Source organism: Muricoccus roseus (assembly GCF_900141905.1).
GTDB classification, from domain to species: Bacteria; Pseudomonadota; Alphaproteobacteria; order Acetobacterales; family Acetobacteraceae; genus Roseomonas; species Roseomonas rosea.
Window position 1 is genome coordinate 125,020 of the sequence record NZ_FQZF01000010.1, and the last position, 19,363, is coordinate 144,382.

At 70.5% G+C, this 19,363-nt stretch carries 19 protein-coding genes; 1 reads left to right on the plus strand and 18 read right to left on the minus strand.

The annotated features are described in order from the left end of the window. Positions 1-43 precede the first annotated feature (43 nt). From BUB97_RS10380 to BUB97_RS10405, 6 genes are all read right to left on the minus strand, one after another. On the minus strand, positions 44-808 hold the full coding sequence (locus tag BUB97_RS10380; protein ID WP_245818266.1) for an ABC transporter ATP-binding protein: 765 nt from the start codon (positions 806-808) through the stop codon (positions 44-46). Next, entirely contained in the window at positions 805-1,866 is a 1,062-nt protein-coding gene (locus BUB97_RS10385) for a dihydrodipicolinate synthase family protein (protein WP_086062089.1), read from the minus strand. Before BUB97_RS10385 ends, BUB97_RS10380 begins: the two co-directional genes overlap by 4 nt. Before the next feature lie 13 nt (positions 1,867-1,879). Continuing rightward, positions 1,880-2,719: a GNAT family N-acetyltransferase gene (locus BUB97_RS10390; RefSeq protein WP_073134377.1), complete on the minus strand. Its 840-nt coding sequence runs from the start codon at positions 2,717-2,719 to the stop codon at positions 1,880-1,882. Next, positions 2,706-3,776 carry an NAD-dependent epimerase/dehydratase family protein gene (locus tag BUB97_RS10395; RefSeq protein ID WP_073134381.1) on the minus strand — a complete coding sequence of 357 codons (1,071 nt, stop codon included), beginning with the start codon at positions 3,774-3,776 and terminating at the stop codon, positions 2,706-2,708. Before BUB97_RS10395 ends, BUB97_RS10390 begins: the two co-directional genes overlap by 14 nt. 4 nt (positions 3,777-3,780) lie before the next feature. After that, positions 3,781-4,605, minus strand: a complete 825-nt coding sequence (locus tag BUB97_RS10400; RefSeq protein WP_245818267.1) for an ABC transporter permease — start codon at positions 4,603-4,605, stop codon at positions 3,781-3,783. 101 nt (positions 4,606-4,706) lie between these two features. Further along, complete coding sequence (locus tag BUB97_RS10405; protein ID WP_073134383.1) at positions 4,707-5,369, minus strand: TetR/AcrR family transcriptional regulator; 663 nt, start codon at positions 5,367-5,369, stop codon at positions 4,707-4,709. Positions 5,370-5,494: 125 nt separating this feature from the next. Here BUB97_RS10405 and BUB97_RS10410 point away from each other — a divergent pair, with 125 nt between their 5' ends. Continuing rightward, positions 5,495-6,511: an ABC transporter substrate-binding protein gene (locus BUB97_RS10410; protein WP_073134385.1), complete on the plus strand. Its 1,017-nt coding sequence runs from the start codon at positions 5,495-5,497 to the stop codon at positions 6,509-6,511. Positions 6,512-6,528: 17 nt separating this feature from the next. Here the strand turns inward: BUB97_RS10410 and BUB97_RS10415 are convergent, their stop codons facing one another. The 12 genes from BUB97_RS10415 to BUB97_RS10470 form a co-directional block, all read right to left on the minus strand. Further along, complete coding sequence (locus tag BUB97_RS10415; protein ID WP_086062090.1) at positions 6,529-7,542, minus strand: alpha/beta hydrolase fold domain-containing protein; 1,014 nt, start codon at positions 7,540-7,542, stop codon at positions 6,529-6,531. Between the two features lie 6 nt (positions 7,543-7,548). Continuing rightward, positions 7,549-8,304, minus strand: coding sequence for a sulfite exporter TauE/SafE family protein (locus tag BUB97_RS10420; RefSeq protein ID WP_175562606.1), 756 nt, complete (start codon positions 8,302-8,304; stop codon positions 7,549-7,551). A gap of 27 nt (positions 8,305-8,331) precedes the next feature. Beyond that, on the minus strand, positions 8,332-9,336 hold the full coding sequence (locus BUB97_RS10425; protein ID WP_073134390.1) for a Bug family tripartite tricarboxylate transporter substrate binding protein: 1,005 nt from the start codon (positions 9,334-9,336) through the stop codon (positions 8,332-8,334). After that, the gene (locus tag BUB97_RS10430; protein WP_073134392.1) at positions 9,333-11,174 is read right to left on the minus strand and encodes a CocE/NonD family hydrolase; all 1,842 of its coding nucleotides are present in this window, start codon (positions 11,172-11,174) and stop codon (positions 9,333-9,335) included. Before BUB97_RS10430 ends, BUB97_RS10425 begins: the two co-directional genes overlap by 4 nt. A 134-nt stretch (positions 11,175-11,308) precedes the next feature. Next, positions 11,309-12,289 (minus strand): CobW family GTP-binding protein, encoded by a 981-nt coding sequence (locus BUB97_RS10435; RefSeq protein ID WP_073134394.1) that lies wholly within the window; start codon positions 12,287-12,289, stop codon positions 11,309-11,311. After that, a complete protein-coding gene (locus tag BUB97_RS10440; RefSeq protein ID WP_073134397.1) occupies positions 12,286-13,902 on the minus strand; it encodes an amidohydrolase family protein in 1,617 nt (538 codons plus the stop codon). The genes BUB97_RS10435 and BUB97_RS10440 overlap by 4 nt, the downstream gene beginning before the upstream one ends. Then, positions 13,899-14,747 carry an ABC transporter permease gene (locus tag BUB97_RS10445; RefSeq protein WP_073134399.1) on the minus strand — a complete coding sequence of 283 codons (849 nt, stop codon included), beginning with the start codon at positions 14,745-14,747 and terminating at the stop codon, positions 13,899-13,901. Before BUB97_RS10445 ends, BUB97_RS10440 begins: the two co-directional genes overlap by 4 nt. Before the next feature lie 3 nt (positions 14,748-14,750). Next, on the minus strand, positions 14,751-15,788 hold the full coding sequence (locus tag BUB97_RS10450) for an ABC transporter substrate-binding protein (protein WP_073134402.1): 1,038 nt from the start codon (positions 15,786-15,788) through the stop codon (positions 14,751-14,753). Between the two features lie 4 nt (positions 15,789-15,792). Next, positions 15,793-16,863, minus strand: a complete 1,071-nt coding sequence (locus BUB97_RS10455) for an ABC transporter ATP-binding protein (RefSeq protein ID WP_073134405.1) — start codon at positions 16,861-16,863, stop codon at positions 15,793-15,795. Between the two features lie 28 nt (positions 16,864-16,891). Then, positions 16,892-17,701: an ABC transporter permease gene (locus tag BUB97_RS10460; RefSeq protein ID WP_245818268.1), complete on the minus strand. Its 810-nt coding sequence runs from the start codon at positions 17,699-17,701 to the stop codon at positions 16,892-16,894. A gap of 104 nt (positions 17,702-17,805) precedes the next feature. Then, positions 17,806-18,423, minus strand: coding sequence for a helix-turn-helix domain-containing protein (locus BUB97_RS10465; protein ID WP_086062091.1), 618 nt, complete (start codon positions 18,421-18,423; stop codon positions 17,806-17,808). Beyond that, positions 18,420-19,358, minus strand: coding sequence for a PDR/VanB family oxidoreductase (locus BUB97_RS10470; RefSeq protein WP_073134410.1), 939 nt, complete (start codon positions 19,356-19,358; stop codon positions 18,420-18,422). Before BUB97_RS10470 ends, BUB97_RS10465 begins: the two co-directional genes overlap by 4 nt. Positions 19,359-19,363 lie beyond the last annotated feature (5 nt).

Here is a 19,363-nt window from a genome sequence, read left to right on the forward strand (position 1 = left end):
TCGGGCGGCCGTCCGGCCCCTATGGACACCGCCCCGCGCGAAGTCAGCTCATCCCGAGCAGACCGTAGATTCGCTTCACATAGCTGCCGAAGGCCTCGGAGGTCTTGATCTCGAGCCCGCGCTCGGGCGGCAGCGTGATGTCGAAGTAGTCCGCCATGCGCGCCGGACCGGCGGTGAGCACCGCGCAGCGCGCGCCGAGGAAGACCGCTTCCTGGATGGAATGGGTGACGAAAAGGATGGTCTTCCCGCTTTCCCGCCAGATGCGGAGCATCTCCAGGTTCATCCGCTCGCGGGTCAGGGCGTCCAGCGCGCCAAAGGGCTCGTCCATGAGGATGAGCTTGGGGTCGTGCACCAGTGCACGCGCGATGGCGGCGCGCTGCTGCATGCCGCCGGAAAGCTGGTAGGGGTACTTCGCCTCGAACCCGCGAAGCCCGACCATGGCGAGCAGGTGGCGCGCCCTTTCCTGCGCCTCGCGCCGTGGCAGTCCGAGAATCTCGGCGGGAAGGGTGACGTTCTCCAGGATGGTGCGCCACTTCAGCAGGAGCGCCTGCTGGAACACCATGCCCACGTCACGGCCGGGCACGAAGCCCGATGTGGCATTACCGATCCGCACCGTGCCGCCATCGGCCTCATGCAGCCCGGCGAGGATCTTTAGCACCGTTGTCTTGCCGCAGCCGGAGGGGCCGACGAGCGAGACGAGGTCGCCCTCGTTCACCGTCATGCTGACATCGGAGACCGCGATGAAGTCCTGGCCGTCGCTGCGATAGGTCTTGCGGACCTTGTCGAGCTGGATGAGGGGCTCAGTCACGACAGCCAGCGCTCCAGGTTTCCCGCGACGAAGGCGTCGTCGGAGAATTCGGGATAGAGGCGGCAGATCCGGTCGATCGCCTCCGCCTGGCCTGGGCTGAGCCCCTCATCGGGGTTGAGGCACCAGGTTCCCTCCAGCAGCCCCTGCCGCCGCAGGATCTCGTGGCAGCCCGCGATGCAGCCGTGGAAATCATTCGCGACGTCGAAGAAGGCCGCGTTGCAGTCGGTGACGGCGGAGTCGAGAGCAAGGATCTCCGGCGGGATCGGCCCGGCGGCGACCGCCTCCTTCAGCCGTTGTAGCAGCCGCACGGCGCCCCGCGTCCAGACGGACCAATGGCCGAGCAGCCCGCCCTGGAAGCGCAGGGTGACCGGCTTCCCATCGCGCTTCACCGTGAAGGGGGTGACGAGGTCGAGCACGATGTGGTCGTCATTGCCGGTGTAGAGGGTCACGCGCTCTTCGGCCCGGGCCTCCACCAGGCCGCGGACCACATCGAGCGTGCGGTAGCGGTTGAAGGGGGCGACCTTCACGGCGACGACATTGTCGATGCTGCAGAACTCGCGCCAGAAATCCGGGCCGAGCGACACGCCGCCGACCGCGGGCTGGAGATAGAAGCCGACCAGCGGGATCTCCTCCGCCACGCGGCGGCAATGGGCGATGATTTCGCCGGGGGCGGCGCCCTTCATGGCCGCGAGGCTGAGCAGGCCGGCATGGTAGCCCAGGCCGGCGGCGGTCGTCGCCTCCTGCACCGCCTGTTCGGTGCGGCCAGCAAGGCCCGCGACCATCACCAGCAGCCGGTCGGTCCAGGCGCGGCTGTCCTCCATCGCGGCTTCCAGCACGGGTCGATAGAGGCCGACATCCCGAATCTCGAACTGGGTGGTGTGCACGCCGACGGCCAGCCCGCCCGCGCCGGCATCGACGTAGTAGCGGCTGAGAGCACGTTGGCGGCGCCGGTCGAAGCGGCGGCTGGAATCCAGGGCCAGGGGATGGGCGGGAATCGCCACGCCACGGCGCAGTAGCTCTAGGGTCTCGGGCGGGATCTCGGTGCGGTGCAGGGCCATGGATGCCTCTCTCTCAGCCCAGCTCCGGCCCTGCCACGAGGAAGACCCGTGAGGGGGTGCCGAAGGGCTCGGCCCGCTTCAGGGCCATGCGGTTGAAGGGGCGCTCGGGCGTGAAGCCGCGTTCGCGGAGATGGGCGGCGAAGCCGGGCCAGCGGTCGGCCAGGTCCATCAGCACCGGGCCGCGCGTGGCGGCGAGGGCAGCGTCGAGCAGGCGGATCGCCCCGGCCTCGTCCTCCGCCACCAAGGGGCCGATCTGCAGGGCCTGGCGCCCTGGGCGCGCCAGGACGAAGCCAGAGCCGCCCGCGGCGCCGAAGGCCTGGGCTGCCGCCCGGCCGAGCAGAGCCTCCAGCACGAAGCCTCGCGCAGCGCCGAAGCCCTTGGCATCCGTGTCCGTGAGGGCGGGCAGGTCGGCGGTGGAGAGCTGGCGCACGCCCTCCGGCGCCTCGCCCCCGCCCTGCCCGCGCCAGCGCGTGAGGCCGAGCTGGGGCTGGAAGCCGAGGGGCCGGTAGATCCGCTCGCCGGCCGGGGTGGCGTCCAGCACGGGGCGGAGGCCCTGCGCCTCCAGCGCCGCCATGCAGCGCCGCAGGATGGCCGTGCCCAGCCCCCTGCCGCGCTTCGTGCCGGCGACCAGCACCATGCTCACCCAGCCGAAGCCGCCGTCAGGAAAGGGGAGGATGGCGCCGGTGGCCAGGGGCGAGCCCGCCTCCAGCACTCCGAACACGCGGCCATGCCGGAAGAACAGGTCCCAGTCCTCGGCCGCCTGGTTCCAGCCCGCCTCGGCGCTGAGGGCGAGGCAGCCCGGCATCGCGCCCGGGGTCAGGGGCGCGATGAAATGGGCTTCAGTAGGCGCCATCCCGCACCTCGAAGTGCGTCGGCTTGCCCAGGCTCTTGCCGCCGCGTGCCACCCAGTCCGCGACCCAGTCGATCATGCGGGCGAGGGGGACCAGGGGATAACCGAAGAGGCGTGCGGCCTCTGCCGCATTGTTCAGCCAGGCGGTCGGCGCTTCCTCGCCTATCACGATGGCGGGCTTGCCGAGCCGCTCGCCGAAGGCCTTGGCCAGCCAGCGGACCGGGATGGTCTCGGGCCCGGTGACGTTCAGGGGTGCCGAGGGAACGGCGCAATGGCGCAGGCTGCGCAGTGCCTGGGCATTCGCATCGCCCTGCCAGATGACGTTCACATGGCCCATGGTGACATCGACGGCCTCTCCGTCCCGCACCTTGCATGCGACATCGAAGAGCACGCCGTAGCGCAGGTCGATCGCGTAGTTCAGGCGGAAGAGGCGGCCCGGCGTGCCGTGCACGGCGGAGAAATGCTGCAGCAGCCTTTCCCGCCCGATGCAGGAGTAGGCGTATTCCCCCGGCGGGTTGAGCGGGCTGTCCTCGGTGGAGCCCCCGCTTCCGATCGGCACGAAGGGATAGACGCAGCCGGTGGAGAAGGCGACGATGCGGGACGCCCGGAAGGCCTCGCCGACCAGGGCGGGAACATGGGTGTTCATCGCCCAGGTGAGCGCCTGGTCCCCCGAGGCGCCGAATTTGCGCCCGGCCATCAGGATCACGTTCTTCGCGCGCGGAAGCTTCTCCAGCGCGGTCCGGTCCAGCAGATCGCAGGCGATGGTCTCGACGCCGCGCTTCTCCAGCCCGTCACGCAGGCCGGCCTCGCTGAAGCGGGCGACGCCGAACACGCGCTTGTCCGGCGCGGCGTTGCGCGCCAGGCGGGCGAGGGTGGGGCCCATCTTTCCGCCCACGCCGAGCACCATGATGTCCCCCTCCAGCGCGGCGAGGTCCGCGGCCAGCGCGCGGCTCGGGCGGGAGAGGAAGGCATCGAGCGCCTCCGCGTCCTCGAAGCGGTCGGGAAGGGCGGCGGGGTCGAGCCAGCCGGGCTCGGCGGCCGGGTTCAGCGCGGCGGACATGGGACTATCCCTTCCTGGCGTCCCGCGGGACGAAGCGGTGCTCGAGCGCCAGCACGACGAGGTAGAGCGCGAGGCCGAGCAGGGTGAGGAGGATGACGGCCATGAACATCGCCGCCGTATCCAGCGAGGTCTGCACCTGGATCATTAGATAGGCGAGGCCGCGTTCGGAGGCGACGAACTCGCCGACGACCGCGCCCGCGACGGCGAGGATGGCGGCGACCTTCATGCCGGAGAAGATGTAGGGCAGCGCGCCCGGCAGCTGGATGTAGCGGAAGACTTGCCAGCGCGAACCCTTCAGCGAATGCACCAGGTCCAGCAGGTCCGGCTCCACCTCCTGCAGCCCGCGCACCGTGGTGAGCAGGATGGGGAAGAAGCAGAGGCTGAAGGTGATGAGCATGTTGGTGACGATGCCGTAGCTCATCCACACGATGACGATCGGGCCGAGCGCCACCTTCGGGATCATGTTGAGCGTCACCAGCAGGGGGAAGACGAGCAGGGTCAGCGCGCGTGACCAGCTGAAGAGGAGCGCGAGGCCCACGCCCAGCACCACCGCCAGCGCGTAACCCCCGCCGATCTCCGCTGCCGTCACCAGCGTGTTCGAAACCCAGGCGTGGGTGGAGACGGAGAGCGAGGCCAGCACGTCAGTCGGGGCGGGCAGGATGAACGCCGGCACGCGCGCGGCCCGCACCAGGACCTCCCACAGCAGCACGGCCGCCAGATGGACGAGGAAGATAATGCCCCAGCGGCGCCGCGCCGCACGGGCGGCAGCGGCCGCGCGTGGGTCGGCTTCCGTGTCGACGGGGATGTCCGTGCTGGCCTCCGCGATCAAGCCGCGCCCCTTCCTGCTCGCAGGCAGGGCCCGCGCCCGCCGAACGGAACGCTAACGGACCGCTCGATCTGCTGTCAACCAACCAACTGGTTGATAGACGGCTATGGGCGCAAGGCCGAGAGCACGAAGTCGATCACATGCCGCCGGCGTCTCGCGATCGCCGCCTTGGTGTCCAGCCGCGCGCCGAAGATGGCCGAGAGGGTGCGGTTGTTAGAGAAGTAGAAATACGCGATGCCGGCGATGGAGATGTAGACATCAACCGCATCCAGGTCTCCCCGGAACACGCCTTCCGCCGCGCCCCGGGCCAGCGTTTCATCTACCAGCCCGATCAGGGGGGAATGCATGGCCCGCAGCTGCCGGGACTGGCGGACATGCCGTGCGCCGTGCTGGTTCTCGTCATTCAGCAGGGCCACGAATTCCGGATGGCCGGCCAGGTAGTCGAAGGAGAAGCCGACGAGCCGGGCCATGGCGTCCAGCGGCGCAAGGTCGGCCAGGTGGAGCGCCTGCTCCTGCCGCCGGATCTCGGCATAGACCTCCTCGAGCGCGGCAGCGTAGAGGTCCTCCTTCGTGCCGAAGTAGTGGTACACGAGCTGCTTGTTCACGCCGGAGCGGGCGGCGATCTCATCCACCCGCGCCCCGGCCAGCCCCTTCGCGGCAAACTCGCCGATCGCCGCTTCCAGAAGGGCGCGGCGCGTGTTCTCCGGGTCCCGCCGGCCCGGGGCGCGCCGGGTCGGCTGGGGCGTCGTTGCGTCGGGGCGGCGCATGACGGTGCGGTCCTCTACCAACCGGTTGGTTGAATATTGTTGCGGTGCGAGTGGGGCGTGATAGGCTTTTTCGACGCACCCGGCCAAGGGCCTGGGCTGAACCTCGATAAGCGGAGAATTCTCGGATGCCTAGGGACCGTTCCGCCCTCTCCCGGCGCGGGGTTCTCCTCGCCGGCCTGGCCGCCCCCTTCATTGGGGCGCGGAGCGCGCAGGCGCGGGAGCGGGTCACCTTCGTCCTCAACTGGACGGCCGCGGCGGATCACTGCCCGTATTTCCTCGCCAAGGCGCAGGGCTGGTACGAGCAGGCCGGGCTGGATGTGACCATCGAGGCCGGGCGCGGCTCCGGCGCCTCCGCCCAGCGCATCGCGGCCGGCACCGCGCAACTCGGGATCGCCGACATGCCCACCGCGCTGCTGGCACGCAGCCGCGGCGGCAATCTCGCGGCGGTGATGACCGTCTATGCCAATTCCCCGCAGACCTTCTACTGGCTGCGCAGCAACGGCATCTCGGGCCCGCGGGACTTCCCTGGCCGTTCCATCGGCAACCCGCCCGGGGATGCGGCGCGGGTGATGTGGCCGGTATTCGCGCGGCGCGTGAGGATCGAGCCGAATTCCGTGCGCTTCGTGAACATCGCGCCGCCGGCCAAGATTCCGTCGCTGAAGAACAAGATCATCGACATCACGACGGACTTCTGGAACGAGCACGACCTGAAGCTGCGCGAGTTCGGCCCGGATCTCGGCTTCCAGCGCTGGAGCGAGATCGGGCTGAACACCTACGGCAACTCGATCATCGCCAATGGCGACGTTCTGGCGAAGCAGCCCGAGATGGTGAAGGCCTTCGTGCAGGTCTCGCAGCGCGCTTTCGCGGCGACCGTGGCGGATCCGGAGCCGGCCCTGCGCGCGCTTTTTGCCGCGGTTTCAGGGCTGGATGACTGGACCCAGCGGCGGCAGTGGGAGCGGGTGCAGGAGCTGATGCGCGACCCCACCACTACCTCCGTCGCCCTCGGTGCCTTCGACGCCACCCGGATGAAGGCGGATTACGACCTCATCCAGAGCCAGTTCGAGGGCGCGCAGCCCTTCGATCTCGAGAAGGCCTATACCAATGCCTTCCTCGATACCGGGATCAAGATGAAGACCGCCTGATCCGCAGCCAGGGGGGCTCAGCCCCCCTGCGTTGCGGCGCCGGATTTCGCCGCGCTGAGCACGGCCCGGAAGATGGGGCTCTCCGGCTCCATGTACTGGTCGATGATGTCGAAGTGGTTGTAGCCCGGCAGGACATGCACCTCCGGGTCCCCTCCATGCCGGCGTAGGGTGTGCGCGTATCGGAAGGTCAGGTCGATCCAGCGCCAGGGCTCCCGGCCCCCGACGAAAAGATGCACGGGGCATCCTGCGCTGGGGGCGCGGTGCTCCAGGTTGTGCCGCTCCGCGATCTCCGGCGTCAGCCGCAGGTCCTGGTTCACCGTGGTGCCGATGGCCCGGCCGGGATCAAAGATGCCACTGATCATCACCGCACCGCGCAGGAAGGCGGGATCCAGTCCCCGCGCGCTCCAATCTGCCGCCAGCACGGCGGCGCAGAGATGCGCCCCGGCAGAATGGCCTGATAGGCTGATGGCGAGAGGGTCGCCGCCATGGGTACCAATGTGGCGCCGCACCCATTCGACCGCGGCGACGGCGGACCCGACCGTACCGTCCAGGGTGGAGTCAGGGCAGAGCTCGTAATTCGCGACGACGGCGGTGATGCCATTCCGCACGAGTCTGTCGGCGACGAAGGCAAAGCTCTCCTTGTCGTTCGCCCGCCAGTAGCCGCCGTGAAAGAAGACATGCACCGGCGCGCCGGGCTGCGCGGCGGGATAGATGTCCAGCCGGTGCCGGGGATGATCGCCATAGGCGATATCCCCCAGCTTCCTCAGGCCTGCATGGGCGGCGTCATTGGCCGGCGCGCGCCGCAGACGGTAGCTGGCAAATTCGGGGAAGGCACGTTGCGGGTTGTAGTGCAGCTCGTACTCCGCCGGATCGATGGAGGATGTCGCGACTTCGCTCAGGGCACGGACTCCGCAAAGGGCCGCCAGCGCTTCTTCCGGCGGGGCGCGCGAGCCTGCACCGCGTCGCGCCGCTCGGGAAGAGGCGAGGTGGTTAGCCTGCTGCGGACTGCAGGGACGACAAGTGAAGGTGATCGCGGATCACCCCCAGGCACGCCAGAAGAACAGTGCCGTCATCGCCGTGCTGAACAGGATGACGAAGCCGCGCAGCACCGGCGCCGGCATGCGGCTGGCGAGGATGGCGCCGAGATAGCCGCCCACGATGGCGGCCACGAGCATAACGAGCGTCTCGGGCCAATGGATCGGCCCCGCCACGGCGAAGCAGATCACGGCGACGAGGTTGGCGGCGCTGACCAGCAGGGTCCGCAGCGCGCTCATCGCCTTGATGTCCAGATCCCCCAGAAGGCCCCAGACGGCCATCATCATGATGCCGACGCCGCCGCCGAAATAGCCGGCATAGATCGAGAGCAGCACCTGCGCGGCCAGCACGCTGCCCCGTCCGACGCGGACGCGTTCACGCAGCATGGCGCCGAGCGGGCGGCCGAAGGCGAAGGCCACCGTGCCGGTGAGAAGCAGCCAGGGCAGCAGGTGGTCGAAGGCACGCTGGCTGGTGGCCAGAAGCAGCACCGCCCCGGCCAACCCGCCCGCGAGGCTGATGGCGAGCAGGGTGGCCAGGGAGATGCCCTGGAGGGAGCGGTAGTCGTGCCGCCAGGCCCAGGCGCTGGCCAGCGTGCCGGGCAGGAGCGCCACGGTGCTGGAGGCGTTGGCCGCCACCGAGGGCAGGCCGACGAAGACCATGGCCGGGATGGTGACGAAGGAGCCACCCCCGGCGGCGGCGTTCATCGCCCCCGCCAGCAGGCCCGCCACCAGCATGAGGAGAGCCGAATCGAGGTCCATGGGCCCCGGGCCTGGCCGCGCGCCGCCCTATTCCACCCGCAGGTTCTTCGCGCGGATGAAGCCGCCCCACACCTCGCCGTCCCGTGCCACGCGGCGGCGGATGTCCTCGGCGGAGCCGGGGATGGGCACGATGTTCGAGCTGACCATGTTCTGCACCACGGCCGGGTCGGCCATCGCCTCGTGCACCGCGCCGTTCAGCAGCGTCACCACCGGCTCCGGCATGCCGGCCGGGCCGACCAGCGCCAGCCAGCCGGGCATGACCGGCGCATCCACCCCGGCTTCCGTCAGCGTCGGCAGGTCCGGCAGGTCGCGCGAGCGCGTGGCGGCCACGGTGGCGAGCGGCACGAGCGCGCGGTTGCGGATCTGCGGCAGCGCGTTGCCGAGCACGCTAATCATCGCATCCACCTCCCCCGTCATCACCGCCGTCAGCGCCTGGGTGGTGCCGGCATAGGGAACATGGGTAAGGCGGATGCCGGTGCGGTCGGCCAGCATCTCGGTGGCGAGATGGGTAGAATTGCCGATGCCCGCGCTGGAGAAGGTCAGGCGCCCGGGCTGGGCCTTGGCCCGTTCCACGAAGGCCGCGAGGGAGGTGATGCCGCTCTTCGGGCTCGCCACCAGCACGAAAGGCGTGTCCGTCACGGGCGCGATATAGGTGAAGTCCCGCGCGGGGTCATAGGGCAGGTTGCTGTAGAGATAGGGGTTGAAGGTCAGCAGCGAGACGCCGACGAGGGCGATGACGTGGCCGTCAGGCCGCTGCTGCTTGATGTAGGTCGTCGCGATCACGCCATTGGCGCCGGCGCGGTTCTCGACCACCACGGGCTGCCCCAGCTTGCGGGCCATGGGCTCGGCCATCAGCCGCGCCACGACATCCGTGTTCGAGCCGGCCGCCTGGGAGACGACGAGGCGGATGGGCTGGTTGGGGAAGCTGCCCTGGGCACGGGCGAGGCCGGCGGGCAGCGCCGCACCGGCTCCCGCAAGCAGGGCGGCGAGGCTGCGGCGTCCAACAGGGCGTCCGGCGGGGCGTATCGTCATGGCGTGTTTCCTTCAGTGGCGGGGAAGGGGCGGAGCGGAAGGTCCAGCGCCGAGGCATGCTCGCCGCCATGGAGGATGGCGAGGCGCGGCGGCCGCCCATGCGGCACCTGCGCGCAATGCTCGGCATCCGCGCCCGCGATGGAGAGGCGGATACGGCTGCCCGCCTTGAAGACCCAGGAGGTGGGCAGAAGCGGGATGCGGAGGCGCTCCGCATGGCCCGGCACCAGCGGGGCCGCATCCTCGCGCCGGAAGCTGCGGCTGGGCCAGCTCGTCCGGTAGCGGGCCGGTGCCGGTGCTTCCTTGCGGTGCAGGGCGCGCAGGACGCCTTCCGTCACGTAGCGCGCGGTGCCGTCCGCCTCCACCTCGGAGAGATAGGCGAAGAGCGCGGCATCAGGCTCGCTGCACTCGATCCAGAGATCGGCCACGCCATGGCCGGTGAGTTCCGTATCGCGCTCCAGCGGCGCGGAGGTCCAGGCGGGGAGGCGCGCGGCCCGCTCGCCCCAGTCGGCGTAGTAGGTGGTGGTGTCGATAGCGGCCAGGCGCTCGTAGCGCGTGTGCGTTCCGCTGCTGGCGGTGAAGTCCACCTGCACCGTCTCACGCTCCGTGGCTCCGGCCTTGGGCTTCAGCGCCCCGGGGCTGAGGTGCAGGCGCTCCATGCCGGTGACAGGGGGCCAGGACGCGGCCTCCTGCCAGCGCTCGCCGTGGATAGAGAAATAGTGCACCCGCGACTCCGCCTCGTAGCCGGTCGTGAGGCCCATGAGGTAGTGATCGAAGAAGCGCAGCAGCTCACCGAGAAGGGGGAAATGCGAGGCCGCCTCGGGCCGCCAGGGCGAGACATTGCTGCGGGCCCCATGGTCCCACGGCCCCAGCAGCAGATGCACCGGGTTCTCGCGCAGGGTGAGGAAGCGCGCGATCGCCGCGTTGCTGAAGCCGGCGCCGTCCATCCAGCCTGACGTGGCGAGCACCGCCACATCCGGCCGCACATGCTCGCTATAGGCATAGGGGCTGAAAGAGGCCGAGCTGAACCCGGCATCATAGGGGAGCGGGTCCTCGCGGAAGCGGAACTCCGTGATGAAGTCGGGCATGTGGAAGCTGCCGAGATGCTCGTGAATGGCATCGGCCAGCAGCGTGCCGTCCGCGTCCTCATCCACCGGCGCGGGGCCGCGCAGCTCGGGGTTGGCGTAGTAGGCGATGTTCTTCAGCAGGTCGCGCCGGTCATGATCCATGGCGATCATCAGATCGTCATAGGAACGCGACAGGCGGTTCAGGAAGACGCCGCCGGGATAGTAGTGGTCCTGCCAGGTGTCCCACATGGCGAAGAGCGGGGCGATGGCGCGCACGGCCGGGTGCCCCGTGCTGGCGAGGAAGTCGGAGGTCGCGCCGGGATAGGAGATGCCGGTCGCGCCGATGCGCCCATCCGACCAGGGCTGCGCCACCACCCAGTCCGCGATCTCGCGGCTGTCCTCGCGCTCCCTGGGAGAGCGGAAGCTATCCCGCGTACCGAAGCTGGCGCCCGTGCCGCGCACGTCCACCACCACCACCGCATAGCCGCGCGGCACGAGGAAGCGCACAAACTTGCCCGCATTGGGGATGGCATCGGCCTCGCTGCCCTCGGCCAGGGCGAAGCGCCGGTAATAGGGGGTGAGGATCAGCACCGCCGGCACGGGCCCGGTGGCCCCTTCCGGCAGCCAGGCATCGAGCGCGATGCGGCATCCGTCCCGCATCGTGACGTAGCGGGAGAGCGGGCGCGCGGGCATCGCATGCTCCGCCGGGCGGCCGGCCATGTAGTGCCCCGGCGTCACGCGCCATGCGGTGCTGCCCTGATCGCTGTCGCCCATGCCGCGCCTGCCCTCCCTGTTTGAGCGCGGGAGTGTTCACCAGGATGGCGGTGCTGCCTAGCGCGCCCGAGGCAAGTCGGCGCGATGGACGGCCTGACCTGTTTCCGATTGCGCGATGCGAGCGCGGCCGTCCTTCAGGCCGGCGAGCAGGCCAGGGGCGTATCGCGGAAGGAAGCCACATGCACCGGCGCGGATCCCAGCCCGGCGCGCAGCTCCGCGGCCGACAGATCGCGCGCGATCACCACCAGCCCCTCAGGCGCCTGCGCCGCGCCGCCCAGGGGCACGGGCGGGCTGAACAGCGTGCCCACCGCCTGCACCAGCAGCGGAACCTCTTCCCCGGGGCGGCGGATGAAGCCTTTCACGCGCAGAAGGCGGTCCCCGCAGAAGGCCGCCAGATCCTCCATCAGGTCCAGCCGGTCCTCCCAGGAGGCCGTCTCGGCGAAGGAGAGGCGCAGCACGCCCACCCGGGGGTGAGCGAGGGGAGGCTCCGGGAGGTCCAGCCTGGCCGCCGCCTCATCGGCGCCGGCCAGGAAGGCGCGGCGGGCGCGTTCCGCCCGGTCCGGCTCCACCAGTCGCGTGGCGAGCGGGTTGATGGAGGCGACGAGCGCCTCGGCCTCCACGACGTCGCGCAGGTCGAGCTTGGTGAAGACGACGGTGCCGGCGGCGGCAAGCTGGGCGGCCGCCTCGTCGAAATGCGCCGCGCGCTCCGCCGCCTGGGAGGCGTCGCAGGTCGCCACCACCCGCACGCGCAGGCCGAGCGGGGCCAGGGGTGCCAGGGAACGCAGGATGGGCCCGGGCCGCGAGAGACCGGAGCTTTCCAGCACCACGCGACGGAAGGGCGGCAGCCCCGAACGCCCGCGCTCCTCCAGCAGGGCACGGATGGTGAAGACCAGATCGCTGGTGAGCGAGCAGCAGACGCAGCCATTGGCCAGCATCGCCATAGGCACCCCGCCCGCCTCGGCGAGGATGGCGCCATCCACGTTGATCTCACCTGCTTCGTTCACGATCAGCGCCGTATCCGCCGCTTCCGGCAGACCGAGCCAGTCCCGCAGCAGCGAGGTCTTCCCGCTGCCGAGGAACCCGGTGAGGAGGATGAACTCGGGCGAGGGCGTCACGACGCCGCGGCCTCCGCCTCCTTCTGGGCGGCCACCATGGCGCGGATATCGGCCAGCAGCTCCTCCACGTCAAAGACAAGCCCGGCGCGGATGGTGTGCCGGAGGGCCCGGCGCCACTCGGCCTTGCCCGTCTCGTCGTTCAGCCGCAGCGCGCCCGTGCCGTAGAGCAGCTTCCAGTCGTCCAGCGGGTTCTCGTCCAGGATCAGCAGGTCGGCGAGCTTGCCCACCTCGATGCTGCCCGTCTCGCCGTCGATGCCCAGCAGCTCGGCGCCCTGGATGGTCGCGGAGCGCAGCACCTCCAGCGCGTTGAACCCGGCTTCCTGCAGCAGCTCCAGCTCCCGCACATAGCCATAGCCGAAGATCTGGAAGATGAAGCCGGAATCGCTGCCCGTGCAGACCCGGCCACCCCGGTTCTTGTAGGCCTTCAGGAACTCCATCCACAGGCGGTAATGCGCCTTCCACTCGATCTCGTTGGTGACGGACCAGCGGTACCAATAGGCGCCGTGGCCGCCGCGCGCGGGCTGGAAGTAGCGCCACATGCTGGGCCATGTGTACTCGTCATGCCAGTCGGCGCGGCGGAAGCGCATCAGGTCGCGGTTGGCGTCGTAGATCGTCATGGTCGGGACGAAGGTGAAGTCGAGCTCCAGGAACCGCTCGAGCACCTCGTTCCACTTCGCGCTGCCCGGTTCGGCGGCCTGCAGGAAGGTCTGGCCGGCGGCGGAGAAGCGGAAATACTCGTCGTTGTAGTTGTAGCCCGGCGGGTAGCTCTGCACGACGCGGTCGTCATAGAGCGCCTCCGGCAGGCCATAGTAGTGCTCGGCGCTGGTCAGGCCCCATTGCGCTGTCGTCAGCGCGTTCATGCGCGTGACCGCCTGCTGGGCATGGTGGCACCCCGTGCGAAGGCCGAGCTTGCGGCACTCCTCCAGCGCGGCACGCATGATGGCGGGCGGGGCGCCGAAGAACTTCACGCCATCCGCGCCGGCCTCCTTCGCCCGCCGCAGCCAGTCCCGCGCCTGGTCCGGCGTGTGGATGGTCTTCAGCATGTCGTTGACGGCGGGGAAGTAGGGATGCGCGCGGATGCGGGGCGCCGCGATCCGGTTCGCGGCCGAGGCCTCCCGCTGCTCCGCCACCCAGTCCAGCCCGCTGAAGCAGCCCATCTCGCGCACCGTGGTCACGCCATGGGCGAGCCAGAGCTTGTAGACGTAATCGGCCGGCGCCACCGTGCCGTGCAGGGCGTGGTAGGGCACGCCGATATGGGTGTGGCAGTCGATCAGCCCGGGAGTGACGAACTTGCCGTGGCAATCGATCTCGTGGTCGCCGCCCGCGGGGCGGCGGGCGGGGCTGATCGGCTTGTGCGGCGTGCCCACAGGCTGGATGGCGGCGATCCGGTCGCCCTCGATCACGATATCGGCCGGCCCCCAGGGCGGGCCGCCCGTGCCGTCGATCACCGTCGCGCCGCGCAGCACCAGCCGCTTGTACGGGCCCGTGCCCCGGTCGCGGGAGGTGGCGGCCGGCACGGGCGGCATGCCGAGCCGCCCGTTTTTGGCCGTGATCTCCTGGCCGACGGGCGCGGCATCCGGCGCGGGAAAGGTCGTTTGCGGGGCGACGCTCATGCCGCTTCCTCCAGTTTTCCACGACGATAGCGGCGCCCCAGCGCCGCGCTGCCCACCACGGTGAGGGTGAGCGTGATCCCGAGCAGGATGAAGGCGAGGGCGGCGCCGAAGGGCCAGTTGTTGCCGCGCACGAACTGGTCGTACACGGCCGGCGCCATCATCTTGAACTGCGGCCCGCCCAGCAGCACCGCGCTGGCATAGGTGTTCATGCAGAGCACGAAGACGAGTACGCTGCCGGCCGCGACCCCTGGCAGGGCCAGCGGCAGCACCACGCGGCGGAACACCGTCATCGGCCGCGCGCCGAGATTGGCGGCCGCCTCCTCCGCCTGGCGCGGGATGCTCTCGATCACCGCGGCGAGGGTGAGGATCATGTAGGGCAGCACCACCGCCACGATGCCGGCAACGACCGCGCCGGTGTTGTAGAGCAGCGGCAGCGGCGCCGCGATAACGCCCAGGCCGAGCAGGGCGGCGTTGATCGCGCCGCCATTGCCCAGCAGCGCCAGCCAGCCGGCGGCGCGCACCACATTGCCCACCAGAAGGGGGAACATCACCACGACGGTGGCGAAGCTCTTCCAACGGCTCTGCATCCGCGCCAGCCAATAGGCGGCGGGGAAGCCGAGGAGGAGGGCCAGCAGCGTACTGCCGGACGCCACCAGCAGCGTGGTGACCAGGACCTGCCGGTAATAGGGGTCGGCCACCGCGCGCAGGTAGTTCGCCGCGCTCGTCGCCTCCACCATCATCTCGGTCGGGCTGTAGAGGTTGAGCGAGATGCGGAAGAGCAGGAGCATCGGTGCCAGCAGCAGCAACGACACCAGCAGCCCTGCGGGAAGGACGAGCGCGGCCACCGATCAGGCCTTGAACTGCTTGTTCCAGAAATCAAGGATGTCGGTATGGGCGCGCAGGAGGTAGTCGTAATCCGGCGCCCGCAGCCGGGCCTGCTCCGCCTCAGTGAGGCTGATCTGCCGCGCGATCTCGGGAGGCAGGGAGGCGTCCGTCACCGTCGGCAGGTAGCCCATGCGGTCCGCGAAGGCGGTCTGCGCCTCCGGCTTCAGCATCGCGTCGAGATAGGCGTAGGCCTGGTCCTTGTTGCGGCTGTTCCGGGGAACCGCGGCCTCGAAGACGATGGCATAGGCGGCCTCGCTCGGCACCACATGGCGCAGCGGGATGCCCGCCTTCTGCCACATGAACCCGCGGGCGAGCCACATGGGCGCCATCCACACCTCCTCACCCTTCAGCGCGGCGGCGAGGGCCTCGTTGGAGGGATAGACCTTGGCGTCGAGCGAACGCAGCGCCATCAGCTTGTCCCGGGCGGGGCCATAATCGCTGAAGCTGCCGCCGCCCGCGACCGCGGCGGCGAAGGTATTGGTGGAGTAGAGGATGTCCGAGAACCCGACGCGGCCGCGATACTTCGGGTCCCACATGTCGGCGAAGGACTTCGGCGGGGTCGTCACCTTGTCCGGGTTATAGAGCAGCACCAGCGCCGAATAGATGTGCGGGATCGCATAAGGCTTGCGCAGCCCGGCCACGATGCTGCCCGAGCGGGAGAGGCGGCCCATGTCCAGCGTGTCCAGCGCGTTCTGCTGCGCCATCATGTGCATGTCGGTGTCCGACAGGCAGGCCACGTCCATGGTGCCGCGCCGCGCCTGGCGCTCGGCCAGCAGCTTGGTCTTGCGCGGATCGGCATTCGCCACATCCTGCAGCACCTCGATCCCCTGCGGGGCGATCAGCGGCATGTCGATGTTCTGGCGCAGCAGCTCGCCGTAATCGCCGCCCCAGGTGCCGACCACCACCTGCCGGCCCTGTGCCCGGGCCAGGCCCGGCAGGCCGGCGGCGGCGGAGGCCAGGGCGGCGCCGGCCGCCAGGGTTCCACGTCGCGAGAAGGTCATGGCGTCAGGCTCCTTGTCCGTCCGTTTGCGCCACCGGCAGCAGCCGGGCGGCGGAAGCATCCCACGAAACACTCACGGCGTCGCCGATCGCGAGGCGCCGGAGCGGCTCCTCCGCCCCGGGCGTCTGCCGGATGGCGAGAATCGGCGTGCCGCCGAGATCCACGTGGTACTCCGTCTGCGCGCCGAGATAGGTGACCGCCCGCAGCCGGGCCGGGCCATCGGCCGCGGGGGCGATCCGCACATGCTCGGGCCGCAGCGCCAGGATGGCACGCCCGGCCGGGGCGCCGGCGGTGAGACAGGGCAGGAGCGCACCGGAGGCGGCGCGGAAGCCGCCCGGCGTCTCCAACTCGCCCTCGACCAGGTTGCAGCGGCCGACGAAGCCCGCGACGAAGGGATCGGCCGGGCGCTCGTAAAGCTCCTCGGCGGTGCCGACCTGCCTCACCCGGCCACGCTCCATCACCACCAGCCGGTCGGCCATGGTCAGCGCCTCCTCCTGGTCATGGGTCACGATCAGCGTGGTGAGGCCGAGCCGCTGCTGCAGGGAGCGGATCTCCATGCGAACCTCGCCGCGCAGCTTCGCATCCAGGTTGCTCAGCGGCTCGTCCAGCAGGAAGACGGCGGGGTTCACCACCAGGGCGCGAGCGAGCGCCACGCGCTGCTGCTGGCCGCCCGAGAGCTGGCGGGGCAGCCGGTCCTCCAGCCTGTCCAGGCGGACGAGCTGCAACGCCTCCCGCACCCGGCGCTCGCGGTCCGCGCGGTTCACCCGACGCATCTCCAGGCCGAAGGCGACATTGTCGGCCACGGTCATGTGCGGGAACAGCGCATAGGACTGGAACACCATGCCCGTGTTGCGCGCATGGGGCGGCGCGCGGGTCACATCCGCCCCGCCGATCAGCACGCGCCCCGCGCTGGGCGGCACGAAGCCCGCCACCATGCGCAGCGTGGTGGTCTTGCCGCAGCCGGAGGGGCCGAGCAGCGCCACCATCTCCCCCTGCGGCACCTCGAGATCGACGCGCTCCACCGCGGTGGATGTGCCATAGCGCTTGGTCAGCGCCTCGAGCACGAGGCTTCCCATCAGGACAGCCCTTCCTGGAGGCGGTCGGTCATACGGTCCTCGCGATCGAGACGAAGCGGTCGGTGATGAGCATGAGCACGGCCACTAGGATGATCTGGACCGTGGCCACCGCGGCGAGGGTCGGGTCCATGCGGAATTCGAGGTAGTTGAGCATCGCCACGGGCAGGGTGGTTCGCCCGGGACCGACCAGGAGAAGGCTCAGCTCCAGGTTCTCGAAGCTCTGGATGAAGGAGAAGAGGCAGGCGGCGATGATGCCGGGCCGCATCGCGGGCAGGGTGACGCGGCGGAACACCGTGAAGGGCCGGGCCCCGAGATTCGCCGCCGCCTCCTCGGCCGCGCGGTCCAGCCCTTGCAGGCTGGCCGTCACCAGCCGCACGGTCCAGGGGATGGTCAGCAGCACATGCGCGGCCACCAGCCCTTCCAGCGTGGAGGTGATGTCCCGGTCCAGCCAGAACTCGGCCCTGAGATAGAACATGTAGAGGGCGGTGCCGGCGACCACGCCGGGCACCGCCAGCGGCCCCAGCAGCAGCGTTTGCATCGCCGCCCCGCCGCGCGGCCTGCCTCGCACCAGCGCGAAGGCCGCCGCCGTGCCCAGCGGCACGCCGATCAGCGTGGCCAGGGTCGCGATCTGCAGGCTCGAGACGAAGCCGCGCGCGAATTCCTGGCGCTGCCAGGCATTGACGTACCAGTCCAGGGTGAAGCCGGAGGGCGGGAAGGAGACGATCTCCTGCGCGAAGGTGCTGATCACCATCACCATCGCAACCGGGGCGAGCATGAGGGCGAAGGCCGCCGTGACCAGGCCGCCGAAGGCGATGCGTCCGGGGGAGGGCAACAGCAAGACGGAATCCCTTTCGCCGGCGGATGGTGGGGCGCGCACCATAGGGACGAGTCGCGCAGGAGGGAAACCGCCGGCCTCAGGCAAATTCCCCACGGCGCGCCGGATCAGCCCCCACCGCGCCCCCGGCGTTCCCGCGGCGGCCGGGCGACCGCCACCAGGGCCGAGGCGGGTTCCGCCCCCACGCGGCGGATCCGGTGCGGCAGGTGCCCGGGGAACTGGGCGCAGTCGCCCGGCTCCAGCACGAAGCCGCGGTCCGCGAAGCGCAGCTCCACCGTGCCCCGCAGGACGAAGAACAGCTCCTCCCCGGCATGCTCGGCATGGCCATCCGCGCTGAACTCGGCGGCGGGGTGCAGGACGAAGGCCTCCAGCGCCGCGCCGTCCCGGCTCAGCGCCTCGATCCCATGGGCACTGTCCCCGGCGGGGGAAAGCGAGAGCCGGTCCCGCGCGCGGGTCACGCGCACCGCATGTTCGGCCAGGCGTTCGCCGAACAGCTCCGCCACCGGCACCTCCAGCGCCTCGGAGATGCGCAGGACGGTGGCGATGGAGGGGTTCTTCATCCCCCGCTCCAGCCGGGAGAGATAGCCCTTGTCGAGCCCGGTGGCCTCGGCCAGCGCATCCAGCGTCATCTCGCGCGTCTGGCGCAGCACGCGCAGCCGCGCGCCCAGCTCGGCGGTGCGGGCGGCGTCCCGCTCCGCGGCAGGTTTCCGGGCGGCGGCGCTCATGCGTCGAGAACCAGCCTCTCCGAGGCGCAGCCGGCGACGCAGGCCATCAGATGCGTCTCGCGCTCCTGCGGCGTCAGCACGCGGTCCCGGTGGATGGGGGCGCCCTCCAGCCAGCGGATCTTACAGGCGCCGCAGATCCCGCCCTCGCAGGAGGCATCGACCTTGGCGCCCATGGCGCGCAGAGCCACCAGCATGCTGCCGCCGGCCGGCACCTCGGCGGAGGCGCCGCTGGAGGCAAGGCTGAGGGTATAGGCGCGCGCCGACGGGTCGGGCGGCAGGATGGGCGGGACGAAATGCTCCGCCCGGGCCGTGCCGGAGGGCCAGGCCGCCGTGGTGGCCTCGAACCCCTCGATCATCGCGACCGGGCCGCAGCAATAGGCCTGGAGGCCGGGGTGGTAGGCGCCCAGAAGGGCTTCGAGGGCGGGGCGGGGCGTCACCGCCGTGTCATGCGCGACAGCGCGGCCGGATTCAAGCCAGGGGGCCAGGTCCTCGGGGCAGGGCAGGGCGCCGCGATGCAGCACATGCAGCGTCCAGTCCGCCCCCGCCCGTTCCAGCACCGGCGCCATGGCCAGGAAGGGGGTGACGCCGATCCCCCCCGCGATCATCACATGCCGCACCGCCCCCTCGGCGAGGGGGAAGGTGCAGCGGGGCATGGAGGCGGCCACGGCATCGCCCGGCCGCAGCCCATGCACCCATGCGCTGCCGCCGCGCGATTCCGCCTCGCGCTTCACCGCCACGGTCCAGGCATCCTGCACGGCGGGGTCACCGCAGAGGCTGTAGGCGCGCGGGCCTAGCCCGGGCACGTGCAGGTCCAGATGCGCCCCCGGCCGCACGCGCGGCAGCGGCCAGCCATCCGGGTCGCGCAGCGTCACGCGCAGGATGCCGGGGCCCGCGGGGCGGGCCTCGGCCACGCACAGCTCGATGTGCCGGGCCATGGATA